The organism is Akkermansia sp. BCRC 18949, from assembly GCF_045011645.1.
Classification (GTDB): domain Bacteria; phylum Verrucomicrobiota; class Verrucomicrobiia; order Verrucomicrobiales; family Akkermansiaceae; genus Akkermansia; species Akkermansia massiliensis.
The window spans coordinates 1929899-1946356 of record NZ_CP123619.1; the positions used below are offsets into that span (position 1 = coordinate 1929899).

At 59.6% G+C, this 16458-nt stretch carries 11 protein-coding genes; 4 read left to right on the plus strand and 7 right to left on the minus strand.

All coding sequences use genetic code 11. The features are described from left to right. Positions 1-21: 21 nt before the first annotated feature. From cydB to P8A25_RS08145, 3 genes are all read left to right on the plus strand, one after another. Entirely contained in the window at positions 22-1059 is a 1038-nt protein-coding gene (gene cydB, locus P8A25_RS08135) for a cytochrome d ubiquinol oxidase subunit II (RefSeq protein WP_102721798.1), read from the plus strand. A gap of 66 nt (positions 1060-1125) precedes the next feature. Further along, complete coding sequence (locus P8A25_RS08140; RefSeq protein WP_215442306.1) at positions 1126-3891, plus strand: 2-oxoglutarate dehydrogenase E1 component; 2766 nt, start codon at positions 1126-1128, stop codon at positions 3889-3891. 15 nt (positions 3892-3906) lie between these two features. Then, positions 3907-5034, plus strand: coding sequence for a 2-oxo acid dehydrogenase subunit E2 (locus P8A25_RS08145; protein WP_215442305.1), 1128 nt, complete (start codon positions 3907-3909; stop codon positions 5032-5034). An 87-nt stretch (positions 5035-5121) separates the two neighbouring features. Here P8A25_RS08145 and P8A25_RS08150 read toward each other — a convergent pair whose 3' ends face one another. From P8A25_RS08150 to P8A25_RS08165, 4 genes are all read right to left on the minus strand, one after another. Further along, positions 5122-5472, minus strand: a complete 351-nt coding sequence (locus P8A25_RS08150) for a nucleotidyltransferase domain-containing protein (protein WP_215442304.1) — start codon at positions 5470-5472, stop codon at positions 5122-5124. Continuing rightward, positions 5430-5837: a nucleotidyltransferase substrate binding protein gene (locus P8A25_RS08155; RefSeq protein WP_215442303.1), complete on the minus strand. Its 408-nt coding sequence runs from the start codon at positions 5835-5837 to the stop codon at positions 5430-5432. The genes P8A25_RS08150 and P8A25_RS08155 overlap by 43 nt, the downstream gene beginning before the upstream one ends. A 53-nt stretch (positions 5838-5890) precedes the next feature. Next, on the minus strand, positions 5891-7279 hold the full coding sequence (gene lpdA, locus P8A25_RS08160; RefSeq protein WP_215442302.1) for a dihydrolipoyl dehydrogenase: 1389 nt from the start codon (positions 7277-7279) through the stop codon (positions 5891-5893). 146 nt (positions 7280-7425) lie between these two features. Further along, positions 7426-8748: an amidohydrolase gene (locus P8A25_RS08165; protein ID WP_215442301.1), complete on the minus strand. Its 1323-nt coding sequence runs from the start codon at positions 8746-8748 to the stop codon at positions 7426-7428. Positions 8749-8895: 147 nt separating this feature from the next. Here P8A25_RS08165 and P8A25_RS08170 point away from each other — a divergent pair, with 147 nt between their 5' ends. Continuing rightward, positions 8896-9498, plus strand: a complete 603-nt coding sequence (locus P8A25_RS08170; protein ID WP_215442300.1) for a porin family protein — start codon at positions 8896-8898, stop codon at positions 9496-9498. Between the two features lie 234 nt (positions 9499-9732). On the opposite strand, the gene P8A25_RS08175 is transcribed toward P8A25_RS08170, so the two are convergent. The 3 genes from P8A25_RS08175 to P8A25_RS08185 all read right to left on the minus strand — a co-directional run bounded on the left by P8A25_RS08175 (position 9733) and on the right by P8A25_RS08185 (position 16442). Continuing rightward, complete coding sequence (locus P8A25_RS08175; RefSeq protein ID WP_215442299.1) at positions 9733-12075, minus strand: beta-galactosidase; 2343 nt, start codon at positions 12073-12075, stop codon at positions 9733-9735. Between the two features lie 96 nt (positions 12076-12171). Continuing rightward, a complete protein-coding gene (locus P8A25_RS08180) occupies positions 12172-14289 on the minus strand; it encodes an extracellular solute-binding protein (RefSeq protein WP_215442298.1) in 2118 nt (705 codons plus the stop codon). A gap of 146 nt (positions 14290-14435) precedes the next feature. Beyond that, a complete protein-coding gene (locus P8A25_RS08185) occupies positions 14436-16442 on the minus strand; it encodes a TonB-dependent receptor (protein WP_215442297.1) in 2007 nt (668 codons plus the stop codon). Between the last annotated feature and the right edge of the window lie 16 nt (positions 16443-16458).

The following is a 16458-nucleotide window of genomic DNA, read 5'->3' on the forward strand; positions in this document are numbered from 1 at the left end:
CCTTCAGCCCCTCTTAAAACCATGTTGGACAATCTTACTCTTACAGACCTGCAAATCATCTGGTTCATCCTCGTCGGCGTGCTTTTCTCCGGATACGCCATTCTGGACGGCTTTGACCTGGGCACCGGAGCCCTTCAGCTTTTCATCAAGGGTGATGAAAACAGAAGGCTCACGCTAAACGCCGTGGGCCCTGTATGGGACGGAAACGAAGTCTGGCTCATCACGGGGGGCGGCGCCCTCTTCGCCGCCTTCCCGTACGTGTACGCCTCCGTCTTCTCCGGGTTTTACCTGGCCTTCATGCTCCTGCTGCTCACCCTCATCTTCCGCGCCGTCTCCATCGAATTCCGGAGCAAGCAGCCCATGAAATGGTGGCGCAGGGGGTGGGACACCACCTTCTCCATCAGCAGCCTCCTGGCCGCCCTGCTCATCGGCGTAGCCATGGGGAACGTCACCAAGGGCATTCCGCTGGACGACCAGGGCAACTTCACCGGAACCTTCCTCAGCCTGCTGAACCCCTACTCCGTTCTTCTGGGGCTGACGACGGTGGCCCTGTTCGCCATGCACGGAGGCATCTACCTCCTGATGAAAACCCAGGGAAGCCTGCAGGAACAGATCAAAAAACTGCTCCGGCCCTGCGTCATCATCTTCACCGTCCTGATCATCCTTCACGGAGCGGCCACCCTGCTGTACGTGCCGCACGTAGCGGCGGCCCTGCACCGCTCCCCCTGGATTTACGGCATCGCAGTGCTGGCGGTCATTTCCATCACCGCCATCTGGATCTTCATCCACAGGAACCGTCCGGGCTGGGCCTTCGTCGCCTCCTGCTCCACCATGGGCTGCATGATGGCCCTCTTCGGGGCGGCCATGTTCCCCAACCTGCTCTATTCCATGCCCAACCCGGAGAACTCCCTGACGCTCGTCAACGGCTCCTCCACGCGTGAAAGCCTGGTCGTGATGACGTACATCGCCATCCTGGGCGTGCCGCTCGTCCTGGCCTACTCCGCCGCCATCTACTGGGTCTTCCGCGGGAAGGTCCAGCTCAACGAACACAGCTATTGACGCCCTGCGGGCAGAGAATAGCGATTAGTGAACATGGAATAGCCCCGTATCAACCCATCTTTCGGCATGAACGCCTCCATCTTCTCCAGACTGCCGCCTGAGGAAATCACGGCGCTCCACCAATCATGGAAAAACGATCCCCTGTCCGTAGCCCCTCTCTGGGCCGCCTGGTTTGAGGGCTATGAACTGGGGAGCGGCAACGCTCCGCAGGAAAAAGGAAACGCAGGGAACTACACGGACGCCTCCCCCTACACCGTCCCGCCGGAAAGCGCGGAATGCCGGGGGCGCGTCAACCAGCTCATCCGGGCCTACCGGGTCATGGGCCACCAGTGCGCGCGCTTCAATCCCCTGGCGTCTCCGGACAAGACCTGCACCCCGGTCAATCTTGAAGAAATGGGCTTCCGTCCGGAAGACCTGGACCAGCCCGCCAACATCGGCACCTTCATGGACGGCGGCACGTTCACCCTCCGTGAAATCATCAGCCACCTGCAAAAAATCTATTGCGGCCCCATCGGGTTTGAATACCACCACATAGACAATCTGGAAATCCGCTCCTGGATTGAAGAAAAAATCAAGCTCCGGGCGAACGGCGTGGACTACGGCCCGGAGGTCCGGCGGGACGCCTTCTTCCATCTCTGCAAGGCGGAATTGTTCGAGGAATTCCTGGGCAAGCGCTTCATTGGGGAAAAACGCTTCTCCTTGGAAGGGGGGGAGGGCGCCATCGTCCTGCTGGACGCCATCGTCAAGCGCTGCCCCGCCGCCGGCGTCTCCCACATTGAAATGGGCATGGCCCACCGCGGGAGGCTGAACGTGCTCGCCAACATCCTCCACAAGCCGCTGAAAACCATCTTCCGAGAATTCACGCCGGACTACCTGCCGGAATCCCCCATTGGCAGGAGCGACGTCAAATACCACCTCGGCTACGCCACCACGCGCCATGTGGACGGCCGCGACCTTCACGTCCGCCTCTCCTCCAACCCCAGCCATCTGGAAGCCGTGTATCCCGTGGTGGAAGGCAGGGCCAGGGCCATGCAGCACAACCTGGAAGACGCGGAACGCAAGCATGTGTTGCCGCTCGTCCTCCACGGGGACGCCGCCTTCGCAGGACAGGGGCTCGTGGCGGAAGTGCTCAATCTTTCCCTGCTGAAAGGCTACCGCACGGGAGGCACCGTGCACCTCATTATCAACAACCAGATCGGCTTCACCACCGGACCGGACGAGGCCCGTTCCTCCCGCTACGCCACGGACGTGGCGCAGATGCTCCAGTCCCCCATCCTGCACATCAACGGGGAAAGCCCGGAGGACCTGGTGTGGGCGGCGGAATTCGCGCTCCAGTTCCGCCAGAAGTTCGGGCGGGACATCATTCTGGACATGTACTGCTACCGCCGTCTGGGCCACAATGAAACGGACCAGGCCGCCTTCACCGCACCCATGCAGACCAAGCGGATTGAGGCGCGCCCCACCGCCGCAGCCCTGTACGGAACGGCGCTCAGGGAGCGCGGGGAATTGACGGAACAGCAGGAGCAGGACATCCGGAAAGACCTTTGGGAAGGCATGGAACAGGCCTACCTGCAAATGAAGGAAAACCCCGCGGACTACATCCTGCCCGCCACCGCGCAGGATGCGGATGAAACGCCCATCCCGCGTACCAGCGTACGGACGGGAATCAGCCCGGAGCTGTTCCAGCGCATCGGAGATATCCTTACGGAACTGCCGGACGGCTTTACGCCCCACCCCACGCTGGAAAAACGCTTCCTGGCCCGCCGCCGGGAGGCCTTCCGGGAAGGCGGACTGCTGGACTGGGCCATGGCGGAATCCCTGGCCTGGGGCAGCCTGCTCGCGGAAAACCACACCGTGCGCCTGTCCGGCCAGGACTGCCAGCGCGGCACCTTCTCCCAGCGGCACGCCGTCCTGCATGACTTCAATGACGGCTCCCTGTACACTCCTCTGGAAAAGCTGAACCACGGCACTACCGCTTTCCGCATTTACAACTCCTCCCTGTCGGAAGCCTCCGTGCTGGGCTTTGAATACGGCTATGCTCTGGAAAGCCCGGACGCGCTGGTCATGTGGGAGGCCCAGTTCGGGGACTTCGCCAACGGAGCGCAGGTCATCGTGGACCAGTTCATTGCGGCCGCGGAGGCCAAATGGCACCAGAAAAACCGCATTGTGCTGCTGCTGCCCCACGGCTATGAAGGGGCGGGCTCGGAACACTCCAGCGCCCGCATGGAACGCTATCTCCAGCTCTGCGCGGACGACAACATGCAGGTCATCAACCCCACCACCCCGGCCCAATACTTCCACGCCCTGCGCCGCCAGGTGCACCAGAACGTGCACAAGCCGCTGATCGTCTTCACGCCCAAAAGCCTGCTCTCCCGTCCGGAGGCCGTCTCCCCGCACCGGGAATTCCTGGCTCCCTCCCGCTTCCACGAAGTGCTGCCGGACCCGGACGCTCCCGCGCCGGACCAGGTAACGCGCGCCGTCTTCTGCACCGGGAAAGTTTACTATGACCTGGCCGCCTACCGGAAGGAACGGAATATTTCAGACACAATCATTATCCGCCTGGAACAAATCTACCCGCTGGCCCAGGAACAGCTCACCTACCTGCTGGCCCCCTACCAGAAGGTGCGCGACTTCGTCTGGTGCCAGGAGGAACCCTCCAACATGGGGGCCTGGGGCCACCTGCGGAACAGGATGGGGCGCCTCTTCGCCACCTCCTTCCGCTATGCAGGGCGGCCGCCCATGGCCTGCCCTGCGGAGGGCGCCAAGGCCCTGCACGCCGCCGCGCAAAAAAGACTCATCGCCACCGCCTTCGGGCCGCGGGCGCAATCCTAAACCCATCTTCCTCCCATGAGCGACATCCTGATCCCCAACTTCGGAGAATCCATCACCACCGCCACCGTAGCCGCGTGGCACAAGAATGCCGGTGACACGGTAGCCAAAGGCGACACCCTGGTGACGCTGGAAACGGACAAGGTTTCCACGGACCTGGAGGCGGACGAAAGCGGCGTGCTGGAAATCCTCGTCCCGGAAGGAGTGGAAGCCCCCATCGGCGCGGCTCTGGGCCGCATTTCTTCCGCTGACGGAACCGCAGCCACACCGGAAAAGGAAGAGGCTCCCGTACCGCCGGAACCGGAGAAAACCGCAGCGCCGGGAACACGGGAGGAACCCGCTTCCACACCCCCTCCTCCTGTGGCCGAATCCCCGGAACAAAAGCCGGAAAAGGAAACGTCCGCCCCGGAACAGCCTCCCGCCGGGAAAAACGGGAAGTCTGACAAGGAAACCGCCCCGCGTTTCATCAGGAAACCCATGAGCCCCCTGCGCCGCACCATCGCGGCCCGGCTGGTGGAGGCCCAGCACCAGGCGGCCATCCTCACCACCTTCAACGAGTGCGACATGTCCGCCGTGATGGAGCTCCGCAAACAATTCAATGCGACGTACCGGGAACGGTACGGCACCAAGCTCGGTTTCATGAGCTTCTTCATCAAGGCGGTGGTCAAGGCCCTTCAGGAAGTGCCCCAGGTTAACGCCAGAATAGACGGCACGGACATTGTGGAAAACCTGTATTACGATATTTCCGTAGCCATCGGCACGGACAAGGGCCTCGTGGTCCCCGTGCTGCGGGACTGCGACCGGAAAACGCTCCCGGAGCTGGAACTGGAACTCGCCGCCCTGGCGGAAAAAGTGCGCGGCGGAAGCTTGTCCATGCAGGACCTGCAAGGGGGCTGCTTCACCATCTCCAACGGGGGAACCTACGGTTCCCTGCTCTCCACCCCCATTCTGAACCCGCCCCAGAGCGGCATTCTGGGCATGCACGCCATTCAGGAACGCCCCGTGGTCCGGGACGGCCAGATCGTCGCCCGGCCCATGATGTACCTGGCCCTTTCCTATGACCACCGCCTGGTGGACGGCAAGCAGGCCGTGCAGTTCCTTATTGCGGTGAAAAACGCCGTGGAGAATCCGGTGTTTGAGCTATGAGGACCGGGGAGAAAAAGACTAAATACTAAAGAGGAAAGATTGAATGTCTTTCCTGTTTTACAGGGGTTCTCCGGGGTCAAAATCTCTTCATTCCATGGAACGGGAAAACCACTCCTTGCCATAAGCATGGATATGACGCTCCAAATCAGGATTAATGATTTTGTTACGAATAATCAAGTCCACCTCCACAGGCAGGTTCAACTCCGTGAGACGCGCTTGGAGAGTCAAAAGGACGGATAAATCCAGCTCCTCGCCCTCCAGGGCAAGATCGATATCGGACGCAGGCTTCCACGTGCCCAGGGCGCGGGAACCGAATAAAACGGCTTTCCTAATCTGCGGAGTCTGTGAAAGAATTTCCCGGATGCCTGAGCGCACCTTGGCCGTCAGGCCATCGTTCAGTCCTCTTTCTCCGCCATCATGTTCAGATTTTCCACACATGGGGCCAGCATGGGAAAGAATTTTCCCTTAATCAGGGAAACCGCCTCTTCCGCGCTGGAATCATCATAAGTATGTACAAACAAATTGCGGCTTTCCAACGCCTGAAGCCAACAATCAATATGACCTATCAAACCTGCGCCAAACGCCTGCCTGATAGCTTCGCGGGGGCTGTTAACGCTGTAGCCGTCATAGACCAGTTTATCTTTCAACGTTTTCCAGCACAGCTCAAATGTAGATTCATAAGTCTGTACCAGTCCGGCCATTTCCAATTCATTGTATTCCGGCAACGCGCAAGCATGGCGCAACCGGGAAAAAGCCTTATTCAGGTTTTGAAGCCTTTGTTTCCAGCGCAGGTTATCGTTCATCTTTTTTAATGGAGAAAAAGAGCCCCGTTCCGGGGCTCTTCCCGTGAAAACCGTTACATGTGGATGGCGATTCCCTCGGAAGCCAGCATGGATTCATGGATGGCTTCCGACAGCGTGGGATGGGCGAAGATGGTGGCGTGGATGTCCTCGTCCGTCAGTTCCGCCTGAATACCGACGCCCAGCGTGGCAATCAGTTCCGTGGCTTCCGGCCCCACGATGTGGGCGCCCAGCAGTTCGCCGTGTTTGGCGCCGTACAGAGTTTTCACAAAGCCGTCCGTTTCTCCGGCGGCCACGGCCTTGCCGATGGCCTGGAAGGGGAATTTGCCCACCTTGTACTCCACGCCCGCTTCCTTGAGGGCGCGTTCCGTTTTGCCCACGGAAGCCACCTGCGGGTAGCAGTAGGTGCAGCTGGGGAAGAAGCCGACCTGCCTGGGCTGGTAGTCCGGATTGAACATGCCTTCCACGGCCTGCACGGCTTCAAAGGTGGCCGTATGCGCCAGCAGCACGCCGCCGATCACGTCTCCCGCCGCGTAAACGCCGGGAATGGATGTGGCGTAACGGTCATTCACCTTGATGAATCCCTTTTCCGTCAGTTCCAGGCCGGGAGCGGCGGGAACGACCGGCTTCACGCCGATAGCCACCAGGCAGACGTCCGCCGTGATTTCCTCTTCCTGTCCCTTGCTGTTTTTCACGTTGGCCTTGACCTTGCCGTCGCAGGTTTCCGTGACGGATTCCACGGAGGCTCCCGTCATGACCTTGATGCCCTGCTTCTTGAACGCGCGTTCCAGCGTCTGGCAGGAGTCGTCGTCTTCATTGGGAAGCATGCGCGGGAGCGCTTCAATGAGCGTTACCTTGGTGCCGAAGGAGTTGTAAATGTAGGCGAATTCCGTGCCGATGGCACCGGAACCGATGATGATCATGCTCTCAGGCCGCTTTTCCAGCACCATGGCTTCCCTGGAACCGATGATGGTGGTTCCGTTGAGGGGCAGGCTGGGCACCGTGCGGGTGACGCAGCCGGTGCTGATCAGGATGTTTTTTCCTTCCAGAACGCTCGTCGTTCCGTCGGCGGCCTTCACTTCCACCTTGCCGGGGGCGGTGATGGAGGCTTCCCCCGTGACGGAGTCCACCTTGTTTTTCTTAAACAGGAAACCCACGCCGCCGGCCAGGCGGTCACTGACCTTGCGGGAACGGCCGATCACTTCGCTCCAGTCCACGCTGACGCCTTCCACCGTCATGCCGAATTCCTTGGCCCGGGCCGTCACGGTCAGGTAGGCCTCCGCATTTTTCAGAAGCGCCTTGGTGGGGATGCAACCCCAGTTCAAACAGGTGCCCCCTACCCGGTCGCGTTCCACGCACACCACGGATTTTCCCAGCTGGGCGGCGCGGATGGCGCCCACATAGCCGGCAGGGCCTCCACCAATGACGATGAGATCATATTGCATGAAATTACTATAAAGGCATCCCCCCTTGCGGGTAAAGAAGGAATATGAGCATGCGCCGCCTGAACGGCGCCCCAATGACAAAAGATTAAATAGAGGGGAAATGCCTGTTAAAGACTATTTTCTCTTTTGTATTTAGTCTTCCGTCTTTATTCCTTCCCCTTCACCCACTCCACCAGGTCCCGCATTTCCGCGGCGGTGTCTGCGTACAGGCCGTCCGTGTAGGTTCCGTGGTCGTACAGGATGTTCCCTTCCACCATGGTGAACACGCAGTCCTTGCCGGAAGCGGCATAAACGGCATGGGACGCTTCGTTGAAAATCGGGCACAGGTTCGGTTCATCCAGGTCCAGGGCAATCATGTCCGCGGGAGCTCCCGGAGCCAGCGTTCCCAGCCCCGGCGTCCGGAAGATGCGGGCGCCCTCCGCCGTGGCCATGTTCAGCGCCTGCACGGCGGGCACCGCGGTAGCGTCCCCGCTGCATCCCTTGGCAAGAATGGCGGCCAGCTTCATCGTTTCAAACATGTCCAGGCTGTTGTTGCTGCACGCTCCGTCCGTTCCCAGGGAGACGGAGATGCCGGCCCGCGCCATGTCCCGCACGCGGGCGAAGCCGGAAGCCAGTTTCAAATTGCTGACCGGGTTGTGGGCGATTGCCGCTCCGGAAGCCGCTACCAGTTCCAGTTCATCATCCGTCACGTCCACCATGTGGGCCAGCACGGTACGTTCATTCAGCAACCCCATGTCCCGGGCATAAGCCACCGGGCGCCTGTCCCCGTGCAGGGAGCGGCACTGCTCCACTTCTCCGGCGGATTCCGACAGATGGATATGCAGCATCAGGTCCAGTTCCTCCGCCAGCTTCATGGAATTCCGGAGCACGTCGTCACTGGTGGTGTACACACTGTGCGGCATCAGGGCCACCTGTACCCTGCCGCGGCCCGCAAAGCGCGCCGCCTGCTCCCGGTACAGGGCTTCAGCCGCATCCCATCCGCCGTACGCCGGGGAAGGAAACGCAAAAAGAGCCTCCCCGCCCACACAGCGCATTCCCATGCGCTCCGCCTCCCGGAGCACGTTGATTTCCAGCAAATAGGAGTCCACAAAAGCCGTCGTGCCCGTCCGCATCATTTCATACATGCCCAGCCGCGCCCCCAGGGAGACAATTCTGTCCGTCAGTCGGGCTTCCACCGGGAAAATATGCCCGGTCAGCCATTCCATCAGAGGCAGGTCATCCGCAAAGCCGCGCAAGAAGGTCATCGGAACGTGCGTATGGGCATTGACCAGCCCCGGCATCAGCAGAACATTTCCCAGGTCCCTGCGGGCGGCGGGCTTCCACCTGGCTTCCAGTTCTGCGGCGCTCCCCGTTTCCAGAATTTTCCCGTCCCGGACGGCGACGGCCGCATTTCCGGTGGTACCGGCCTGTTCCGCACCCGCCAGCATGCGGGAAGCGGTCACCAGCAAATCACACGCTTGTTGTTCCATGGCGCAGAATGTACCCCACCGGGCCCGTTCTGGCAACTTCATCTCCCGGCGCCCGGGGATTTCATGCAAATTTGACATTTCATGTTTGACTTCAAAAGAGAAAACTGCCAAGAATGAACCACAGTTAAATTCACCATTTATCCCCATATGAACAAGACTATACTGCTAGGTTTGGCCCTCGTGGCCTCCGTGTCCGCCGCCAATGCCTACCACGCCGACAAATACGACGGCCAGTTCGGCATGTCCCTGGAAGGAGCTTACGGCATCGCCACCAAGGATGCCATGCCCAACGTGGCCGGCGGCAATCTGAGCATTTTCAATTACATTGAAACCGGCAGCATTGTTCATCAGATTTCCCTGAACGGCGGCATTCTGGCAGGCTCCCACCATCCCAGCGTGCATGACCTGGGCATCAGCGGCCCCTATACCGCCAGCGTCCGCTCCACCTACGTTCCGATGATGGCCGGTTATACGCTGAACCTCCCCATCGGCGATTACACGATGTTCTATCTGGGCGGCAAGGCGGGCGCCACGTACGGAGACATTAAAACCACCATCCACGGGCTGGAAGACGGGAGCCATTCCCACACCATCTCCACCACCAAGTTTTCCTGGGCAGCCCAGGCCGGGTTCAAGTTCAGCATCTCCAAGAGCGCTGACTTCCTGATCGGCTACGAATATTACCAGATTCAGGGCTACAGTGATCCCGGCTACCACACCATCAAGCTGGGCTTCTCCTGGAACTTCTAACAATCATTGAGTTCATTACTGCCTCACGGCGGCTCCGTTCACCACGGAGCCGCCTTTTTTATGCCGGGCCCCGCATGCGCCCCCATACGGCAACTGAATTTCCAACCGGACGGCAGGGCTCCATGTTTTTAAGATTTTGGTTGCCGCAGGAACATGCGGCTCTCCGGACACAAAAAGGCCGCTCCATCCTCTGGGATGGAGCGGCCCCGGAAAGATCAGGATTTCAGGGAATCCTTATTTGGCAGGCTTGAACGGCTTGGGAGACGCGTAGACTTCATAGTCCTTGATGCGGCCGTTTTCCCGGTTCTGGCGCGGCAGGTAACGGAAGCCGGAGAGCTTCTGCACCTTGCCCAGGTCCAGCACGATCATGTGCGGGTGCTTGGGGTTGTCTCCCTGCCACTTGGTGTGCCAGTAGGTGGTGGGCTGGTTGTCCATCACCAGGCCCGCCTGGGCGGCTTCCCCCGCCGTTTCATGGGAGTCCGCATAGACCACGGACCACTGTTCGCGGGGAAGCAGGTTGCCGGAGGCATCCAGGAAGTTCAGCTCCGCAATGGCGGCGTGCGGACCGTTGTCATGGGCGTTCTTGCTGACGAGGGCGATGTAGCGGGCCTGGACGGGAGCGCGGAATTTGATTTCCTGCTGGTCCGCCCCCTTGGCGAAGGTTCCCTTGTGCACGAGCTGGCTGGCGGCGGGAGCCACGGGCTTGCCCACGCGGAAGACATCCGCCATGGCGGGATCCCTGTTGACTTCGTAAATGGCTTCCTTCACGCCTTTCACCGTGCCGGAGCCGCCGTCCACGTCCAGCACCACGATTTCATTTTTCCCCGGTTTCAGGTATTCGCCGGGGCAGTAAAGCGCCTGCTGGGAGCCGATGAACCAGAAGCGGCCCAGATTGTGGCCGTTCACCCACACGACGCCCTTTTTCCAGCCGTCCCGCATGTCCAGGTAGGTATCCTTGGGGTTGGAGACGTTGAAATATCCACGGTGGAACACGGGCTGGTCGCCGCCCGGCTTCTTGCCGGAGAAGGACAGAAGCTCCACGCCCTTGCAAGGGAGGTTGTAGATGAGGAAGTTTTCCAGCTTCTTCCCGTCCAGCGTGATGGGGCCGCGTATTCCCTTGCGTTCTCCCTGGATTTGTCCGCCGAAGTTGATGCGGCCCATGTTTTCCACAAAGATATCCACCGTATGGAGGCCCGCGGGAATGACCACGTCACAGGCGTCCTGCTTGTAGCGGCGGTCCGCCGCACCCTGCCTTTTGCCGTCCACGTAAACGATGGCGCGGTCCTGCATGTTGTTCATTTTCAGCTCTCCCTTCACCGGGCCGTTCACCTTCGTCCGGTACAGGATGAAGCCCAGGCTCTGCCCCAGGGCTTCCATGTGAACGGGTTCCTTGCGGATGACAGGCTGCGGGAGCCGGTTGAACATGCCGGCTTTCTCCGTAAACGTGATGGGCGGCAGCTCCATCATTTCCGGCTGCGCGGGCGGTTCCGGGAGCTTGTACGTATCACCGTAATAGTCCTGAATGGTCTGGCGGAAGGTACGGTAACGGTCCGTCAGGGTTCCGTTTTCAGAGATGGGCGCGCCGTAGTCGTAATTGGTCACGTCCGGCGTGTAGGCCCCTTCCCAGTTCGCCCCGTTCATGAAGCCGAAGGAGGTGCCCCCGTGCGCCATGAAAAGGTTGGGGGAGACGTTGTTTTCCAGCATCCACTTCAAGTCGCGGTTGAAGCCTTCCGTACTGCCGCCGTTTTTGGGCTTGCCCCAGTGGTCAAACCAGCCTACCCAGAATTCGCCGTTGATGCGGGGAGTCTTGCCCTTGTGCTTTTCCAGGTTGGCAAAGGCGCCCTTGGCTCCGCCGCCGAAGTTCATGGCGGGAACGATGCCGGGCAGCGTGCCGTTGTTAATCATCCAGTCGTTCGGGCCGTCCGAGGTAAAGGGCACTACGCCCGGAAGCTCCTTCTGGATGACTTCCAGGTGTTTTTTCACGTAGTCCTTGTCGGAGCCGTAGGAGCCGTATTCATTTTCCACCTGGGCCATGATGATGGGGCCGCCCTTGGTGATCTGCAGCGGTTCCAGCATGGAGCAGACTTTCTTGAGATAAGCCATGGCCGGTTCCAGGAAGCGGGGGTCCTGGGAGCGGACCTTCAGGTCTTCATCCTTCAGCAGCCAGCCGGGGAACCCGCCGAATTCCCATTCCGCGCAAACGTAGGGCCCCGGACGCACGATGACCCACAGGCCGGCTTTCTGCGCTTCCTTGATGAATTCCACAAAGTCCAGATTTCCGGAGAAGTCCCACTTGCCCGGTTCCGGTTCATGGACGTTCCAGAACAGATAGGTGCAGACGGTGTTCATGCCCATGGCCTTCATGCGCTGGAACCTGTCCTGCCAGTGCTCGCGCGGCACGCGCGGGTAGTGCATTTCCCCGGAGATGATTTTGACGGGCTTTCCATCCATCAGGAAGTTTTCCTGGTTGGTGGTAAAGACATGCTTGGCTCCGTCATTGGATTCCGGCAGGGGCATGGGAGCGGCCATGCAAAGATGCCCTGCCAGAAGAAGAACGGAAAAAAGTGATAATTTCATGATGATGGAGTCAATAAACGGTTACAGAGAATCAGGGGAATTATGATGAAAAACCGCCTCCTTTCAATTTAAAAAGGAGCCGGCGGGCTGGTTTTATTACGGAGCGGCGTCATCCGGTCTTTCAATACGTATCACCTGATGCCTTTCTTCAAACGAAACGCCCCGGCGCCGGGCTTCCTGCGTTTCCTTCTTCATTTTTTCATCCACCCAGTACAGGTGGGATTCCAGGGGGTTGTAAATCCGGGGGGAACAGAACCGCGTGGGGGATTCCGGCCAGCGTATCCAGCGCCAGCAGGCGACGTACGTGTAGGGTTCCCGCCAGCCGGGAATCCAGACGCAGAGTTCATGAATGCGCTTTTGGGCGCGGTGAAGCGCTTTTTTCAGGGCGGAGCCATCCGTGGCATTTCGCTCCGCGTCCAGGGCCGCATCCAGTTCCGTGTCCGCCACGGCAAAGATATTGTTCGTGTTGCCTACGGGGTTGCCGCGGGCATCGTACGCCAGCTCGGAAGCAAAGGTTTCATACAGCCGGGGGAACGGCGTCTGGAGCGGCCACGCCCACAGGGCAGCCTGGTACCGTTTTTCAAATACCTTCCGGGAACAGACATTATAGGTCAGGGGGTCCAGGCGCAGGTCCACCCCGCATTTCAGGGCCTCCTGCCGGAGGATGGAACAAACATTGGTCATCAGGGTGGAGGAGTCCGCGAAGGTCAGTTCCACCACCAGCCGTTCCCCCCGTTCATTCTTCAGCACGCCGTCTTCCCCCATTTCCCGGTAACCGGCGCGGGCAAAATGTTCCATGGCTTTTTTCTTGCTGTATTCCGGCGCTTTCAGCGGGAGAGTCAGATCGCCGTACCCCTCCATGTAGGAGCCCAGCCTTCTCATATTCCCGCGGAACAGGGTATCAATCACCATGCCCATGTTCACGGAATGCGCCAGTCCTTTGCGGACGCCGGGATTTTTCAGAAGCTTGTCCGCACAATTCAGATACAGGCCGTACGGGGGGCAGGCATAACCGGCTTCCAGGCTGTATTTGTCTATGTAGCCCCGGTGCACTTCCGGCAGTTCCAGCCTGTTTTCCCACACCTCCGGCTTGCGGACGTTCATCATGTCCAGCTCCCCGCGGCGGAACATTTCAACCGCCTTGTTTTCCAGGTTTACAAATACATGCTCCACCTGGTCCGCATTGCAGGAATAGCGGTAGTATTTCCGGTCCTTCGCCCACCAGTTTTTCACACGGGCCAGGGTGATGCGCTCGCCTATCCTTATTTTACCGGGAACCACCACATAGCCTCCCGTATTCGGAGGCGCCTTCCACTGGTAGCGTTCCAGAAACAGGGAATTGAAATCATGGTAAAAACCGGGATGGGCCGGATGGAAATCCACACAGGCCATGTAGGGCAGCAGCGGCCTGGGGGACGGCAGCGTCAGGGCAATGACGGAATCCCCGTACACCGTAATCTGGTCATACGTGGAACGGAACAGGGTGGTCCAGAAGGGGTCCCGGGCAAAGCCGGACGTGCGGAGGCAGATATTCAGCAGGAAGTCCTGCGCCCTTACGGGGCGGCCGTCCGAGTACGTCGCTTCCGGGTCCAGATGGTAAAAAACGGTTTTCCCGTCCGCGGAGACAGCCCAGCGGTCCGCCAGCCCCGGAATGGGCCGGAAGGTTTCCGGATGCAGCCCCACCAGGGGAAGCCACACGTTGTCAATGGCGGAGTAGTTGAAAAAGGTCTCGCTTCCCGGTCCGAACGCCCGCAGGGTTCCGGGAAACGGCGTATTGATCCACAGCCGGACCAGCCCCCCTTTCACGGCGCGGGGGTCACCCACTTCCGGTTCCTCCATTCCGGTCCGCCATTCCAATTCCGCAGGAACCTCCTCCAGGGGAAGCAGGCGGATATGGTCTTTCAGCTCCAGCCTTCTGCCGATGCGTTCCACGGAACGCTCCTGCTCGGCCAGACGCCGCCCATCCCCATCGCCACGGGAGACGGACAGCAGGCTTTTCTTCCGCTCGCCGCCTGCCAGTTCCCGGAGCAGTTCCCGCTCCACAGACCTGTTCCACCGTTCCACGAAGCCGTCAAACACGGCAGGCATGCCCCTGCCGTCCGTCCGTCCGGAGGCCTCATGCCAAACGTCCGCTTCCCGCTGGGAGAAGTAAAGGACTCCTCCCAGAAAGACGGCGAGGACCAACGCCCCCAGAATGTACAGCCAGCGAAACACAGCTCAGATTACCGCCGCATGTTAACCGATTCCGGAACCACCGGAAAACAAAAAGCCCATCTTCCGCCCGGAGCTGTTCCCTTCGCCTGAAACAGCCCGCAAGACGGAAGATGGGGGTGCAATCAACAATTAGTCCTGAAAAGCAATTAGAATTCGACCGTCACGCCGCCGAAGACTCCCAGCCCCCGGGCCTGGCGCGGTCCGAAGTTATAGTCATTCGTGATGATGAAATTCTGGTCGAACAGGTTTTCCACACGCACATGGAGCGCCACATTGTCCGTCACCTGGTACCTGGCGAACAAACGCGCCGTAAAGAAGTTGTCCAGACGGGCATAGTTGTAGTCCGTACGCCCCATGGCGGAGGTTACGCCGAAGCCGACCGTCAGTTTTTCAACCGGAGAGGTATAAACCTCCGCGTTGATGGTATGGCGGGCGGTATTGGCCATCTGGATGGTTTCATAGTTGCCGATGGAGTCACGCTTGGGCATCGTGAAGGTGTAGTTGGCATAATAGCCGCTGTTCCACGCATCCTTGAACTGCCCCTTGAACGCTACTTCCACGCCATAGGAAGTGGCGTGGGAGAAGTTGTCGTAAGTCGTGTAGGAGTTGGGCCACGTGCCTACGCTCTTGGTGCCGATTTCATCGTTAATGCGGGTCCAGAACCCCGTTACGGAAGCGTAATGGTTGTCCGCCAGGCGCTGTTCCACGCCCAGGTCTCCGCCCAGGGATTTGGACACGTCCAGGTCCGGATTGCCCACGTAGCCGTAATTGGCGGCGTACTGTTCAAAGTAGGTGGGGGCGCGGAAGCCGGAACCCACGGAACCGAAAATACGGGTGGGGGAATCCTTGCCCGTCACCTTCCAGGAATTGGAATAACGCCACGTGAAGTGGTTGTTCCAAACGGAATCATGCTCCAGGCGCAGGGCCACGCTGGCGTCAAAGTTGTCCGTGGGCGCCCACATCTGCTCCGCAAAGAAGGCAAGCGTGCTCTGCCATTCATCCTTGGCCACGTAATTGTTTTCGCTCATGTAGTCGGAGCGGTCCCAGGCCATGCCGGCGACCGTCTTCCATTCCTTGTTCCACGTAAGTGCATTGCGCCATTCCGTCTGGAAGCGGCGGTTGCGCATCACGTTGGGCTGGAAATCGAAGCCCGGCGTATGCGTGGAATAGTCCATGTTGTAATGCCCGATCATGAAGCTGGTGGACCACAGCTTGGTAATTTCCGCATCCACGCGCCCCGTCACCAGGTTGCTGCGGTTCTTGTCTTCCGTGTTGTACAGGTGGGGGTCCGTCACGGCGGGCCACTGGTCGTAATCCACATATGGCGTGGGGTATTCAAAGTAGGAATCCAGGCGGCGGTAGGTAAAGCCCACCTTCACCTTGTCATTGACGTCATAGCCCAGGCGCACGGCTTCCTGCCACTGGCGGAAGTCGTTCATGCCTTTCCGGTTGTCATAAATGGCCGGATAAATGGTGGGATCGTTTTCCGTGGATTCAAACCCCACGCCCACAAAGTAGGAAAGCTTCTTGATCTTGCCTGAGGAAGTCGCGTAGCTGTTGAAGGAATGGAAAGAACCGGCTTCCGCAAAAATCCTGGTCACGGGATCGCCTTCCCCTTCCGGGGTGTCCATGGCAACAACGCCGCCAATGGCACCGGAACCGAAGACGGCGCCCTGGGCGCCCTTCACCACTTCCACATTGCCCACCGTAAAGAGATTGGTGATCCCCAGCAGCTTGTTGCCGGACATGTTGACATCACTGATGCGCATGCCGTCAACCATGGTCAGGGTGTAGGTTTCCTTGTTCATCCCGCGGATGACGGTGTTGCTCACGGAACCGCGCTGCCAGGTGCCGCCGCCGTCCAGCGTGAAGACGCCGGGAGTCTGGGAAAGGGCTCCTGTCAGGGTTTCAATGGCCGCCTTCTGGAATTCTTCCGGATTGATGATGGAAACGGATACCCCGGACCGGTTGTACGGCACGCCCGTAAAGTGGGACGCCATGGTCAATTCCGGCATGACCTGCATGGTTTCCGAACTGGCGGAGGGCTTGGAGTCTTCTTTTTTAGCGGACTCGGCAAGAGAGGACTGGCCTGCGAATGCGGCAAGGCCAACGGCAATAGCGCCCATCTGAAGGGCTTTCTTCGTATAAAGCATGGTTGTGGTGCCTTAC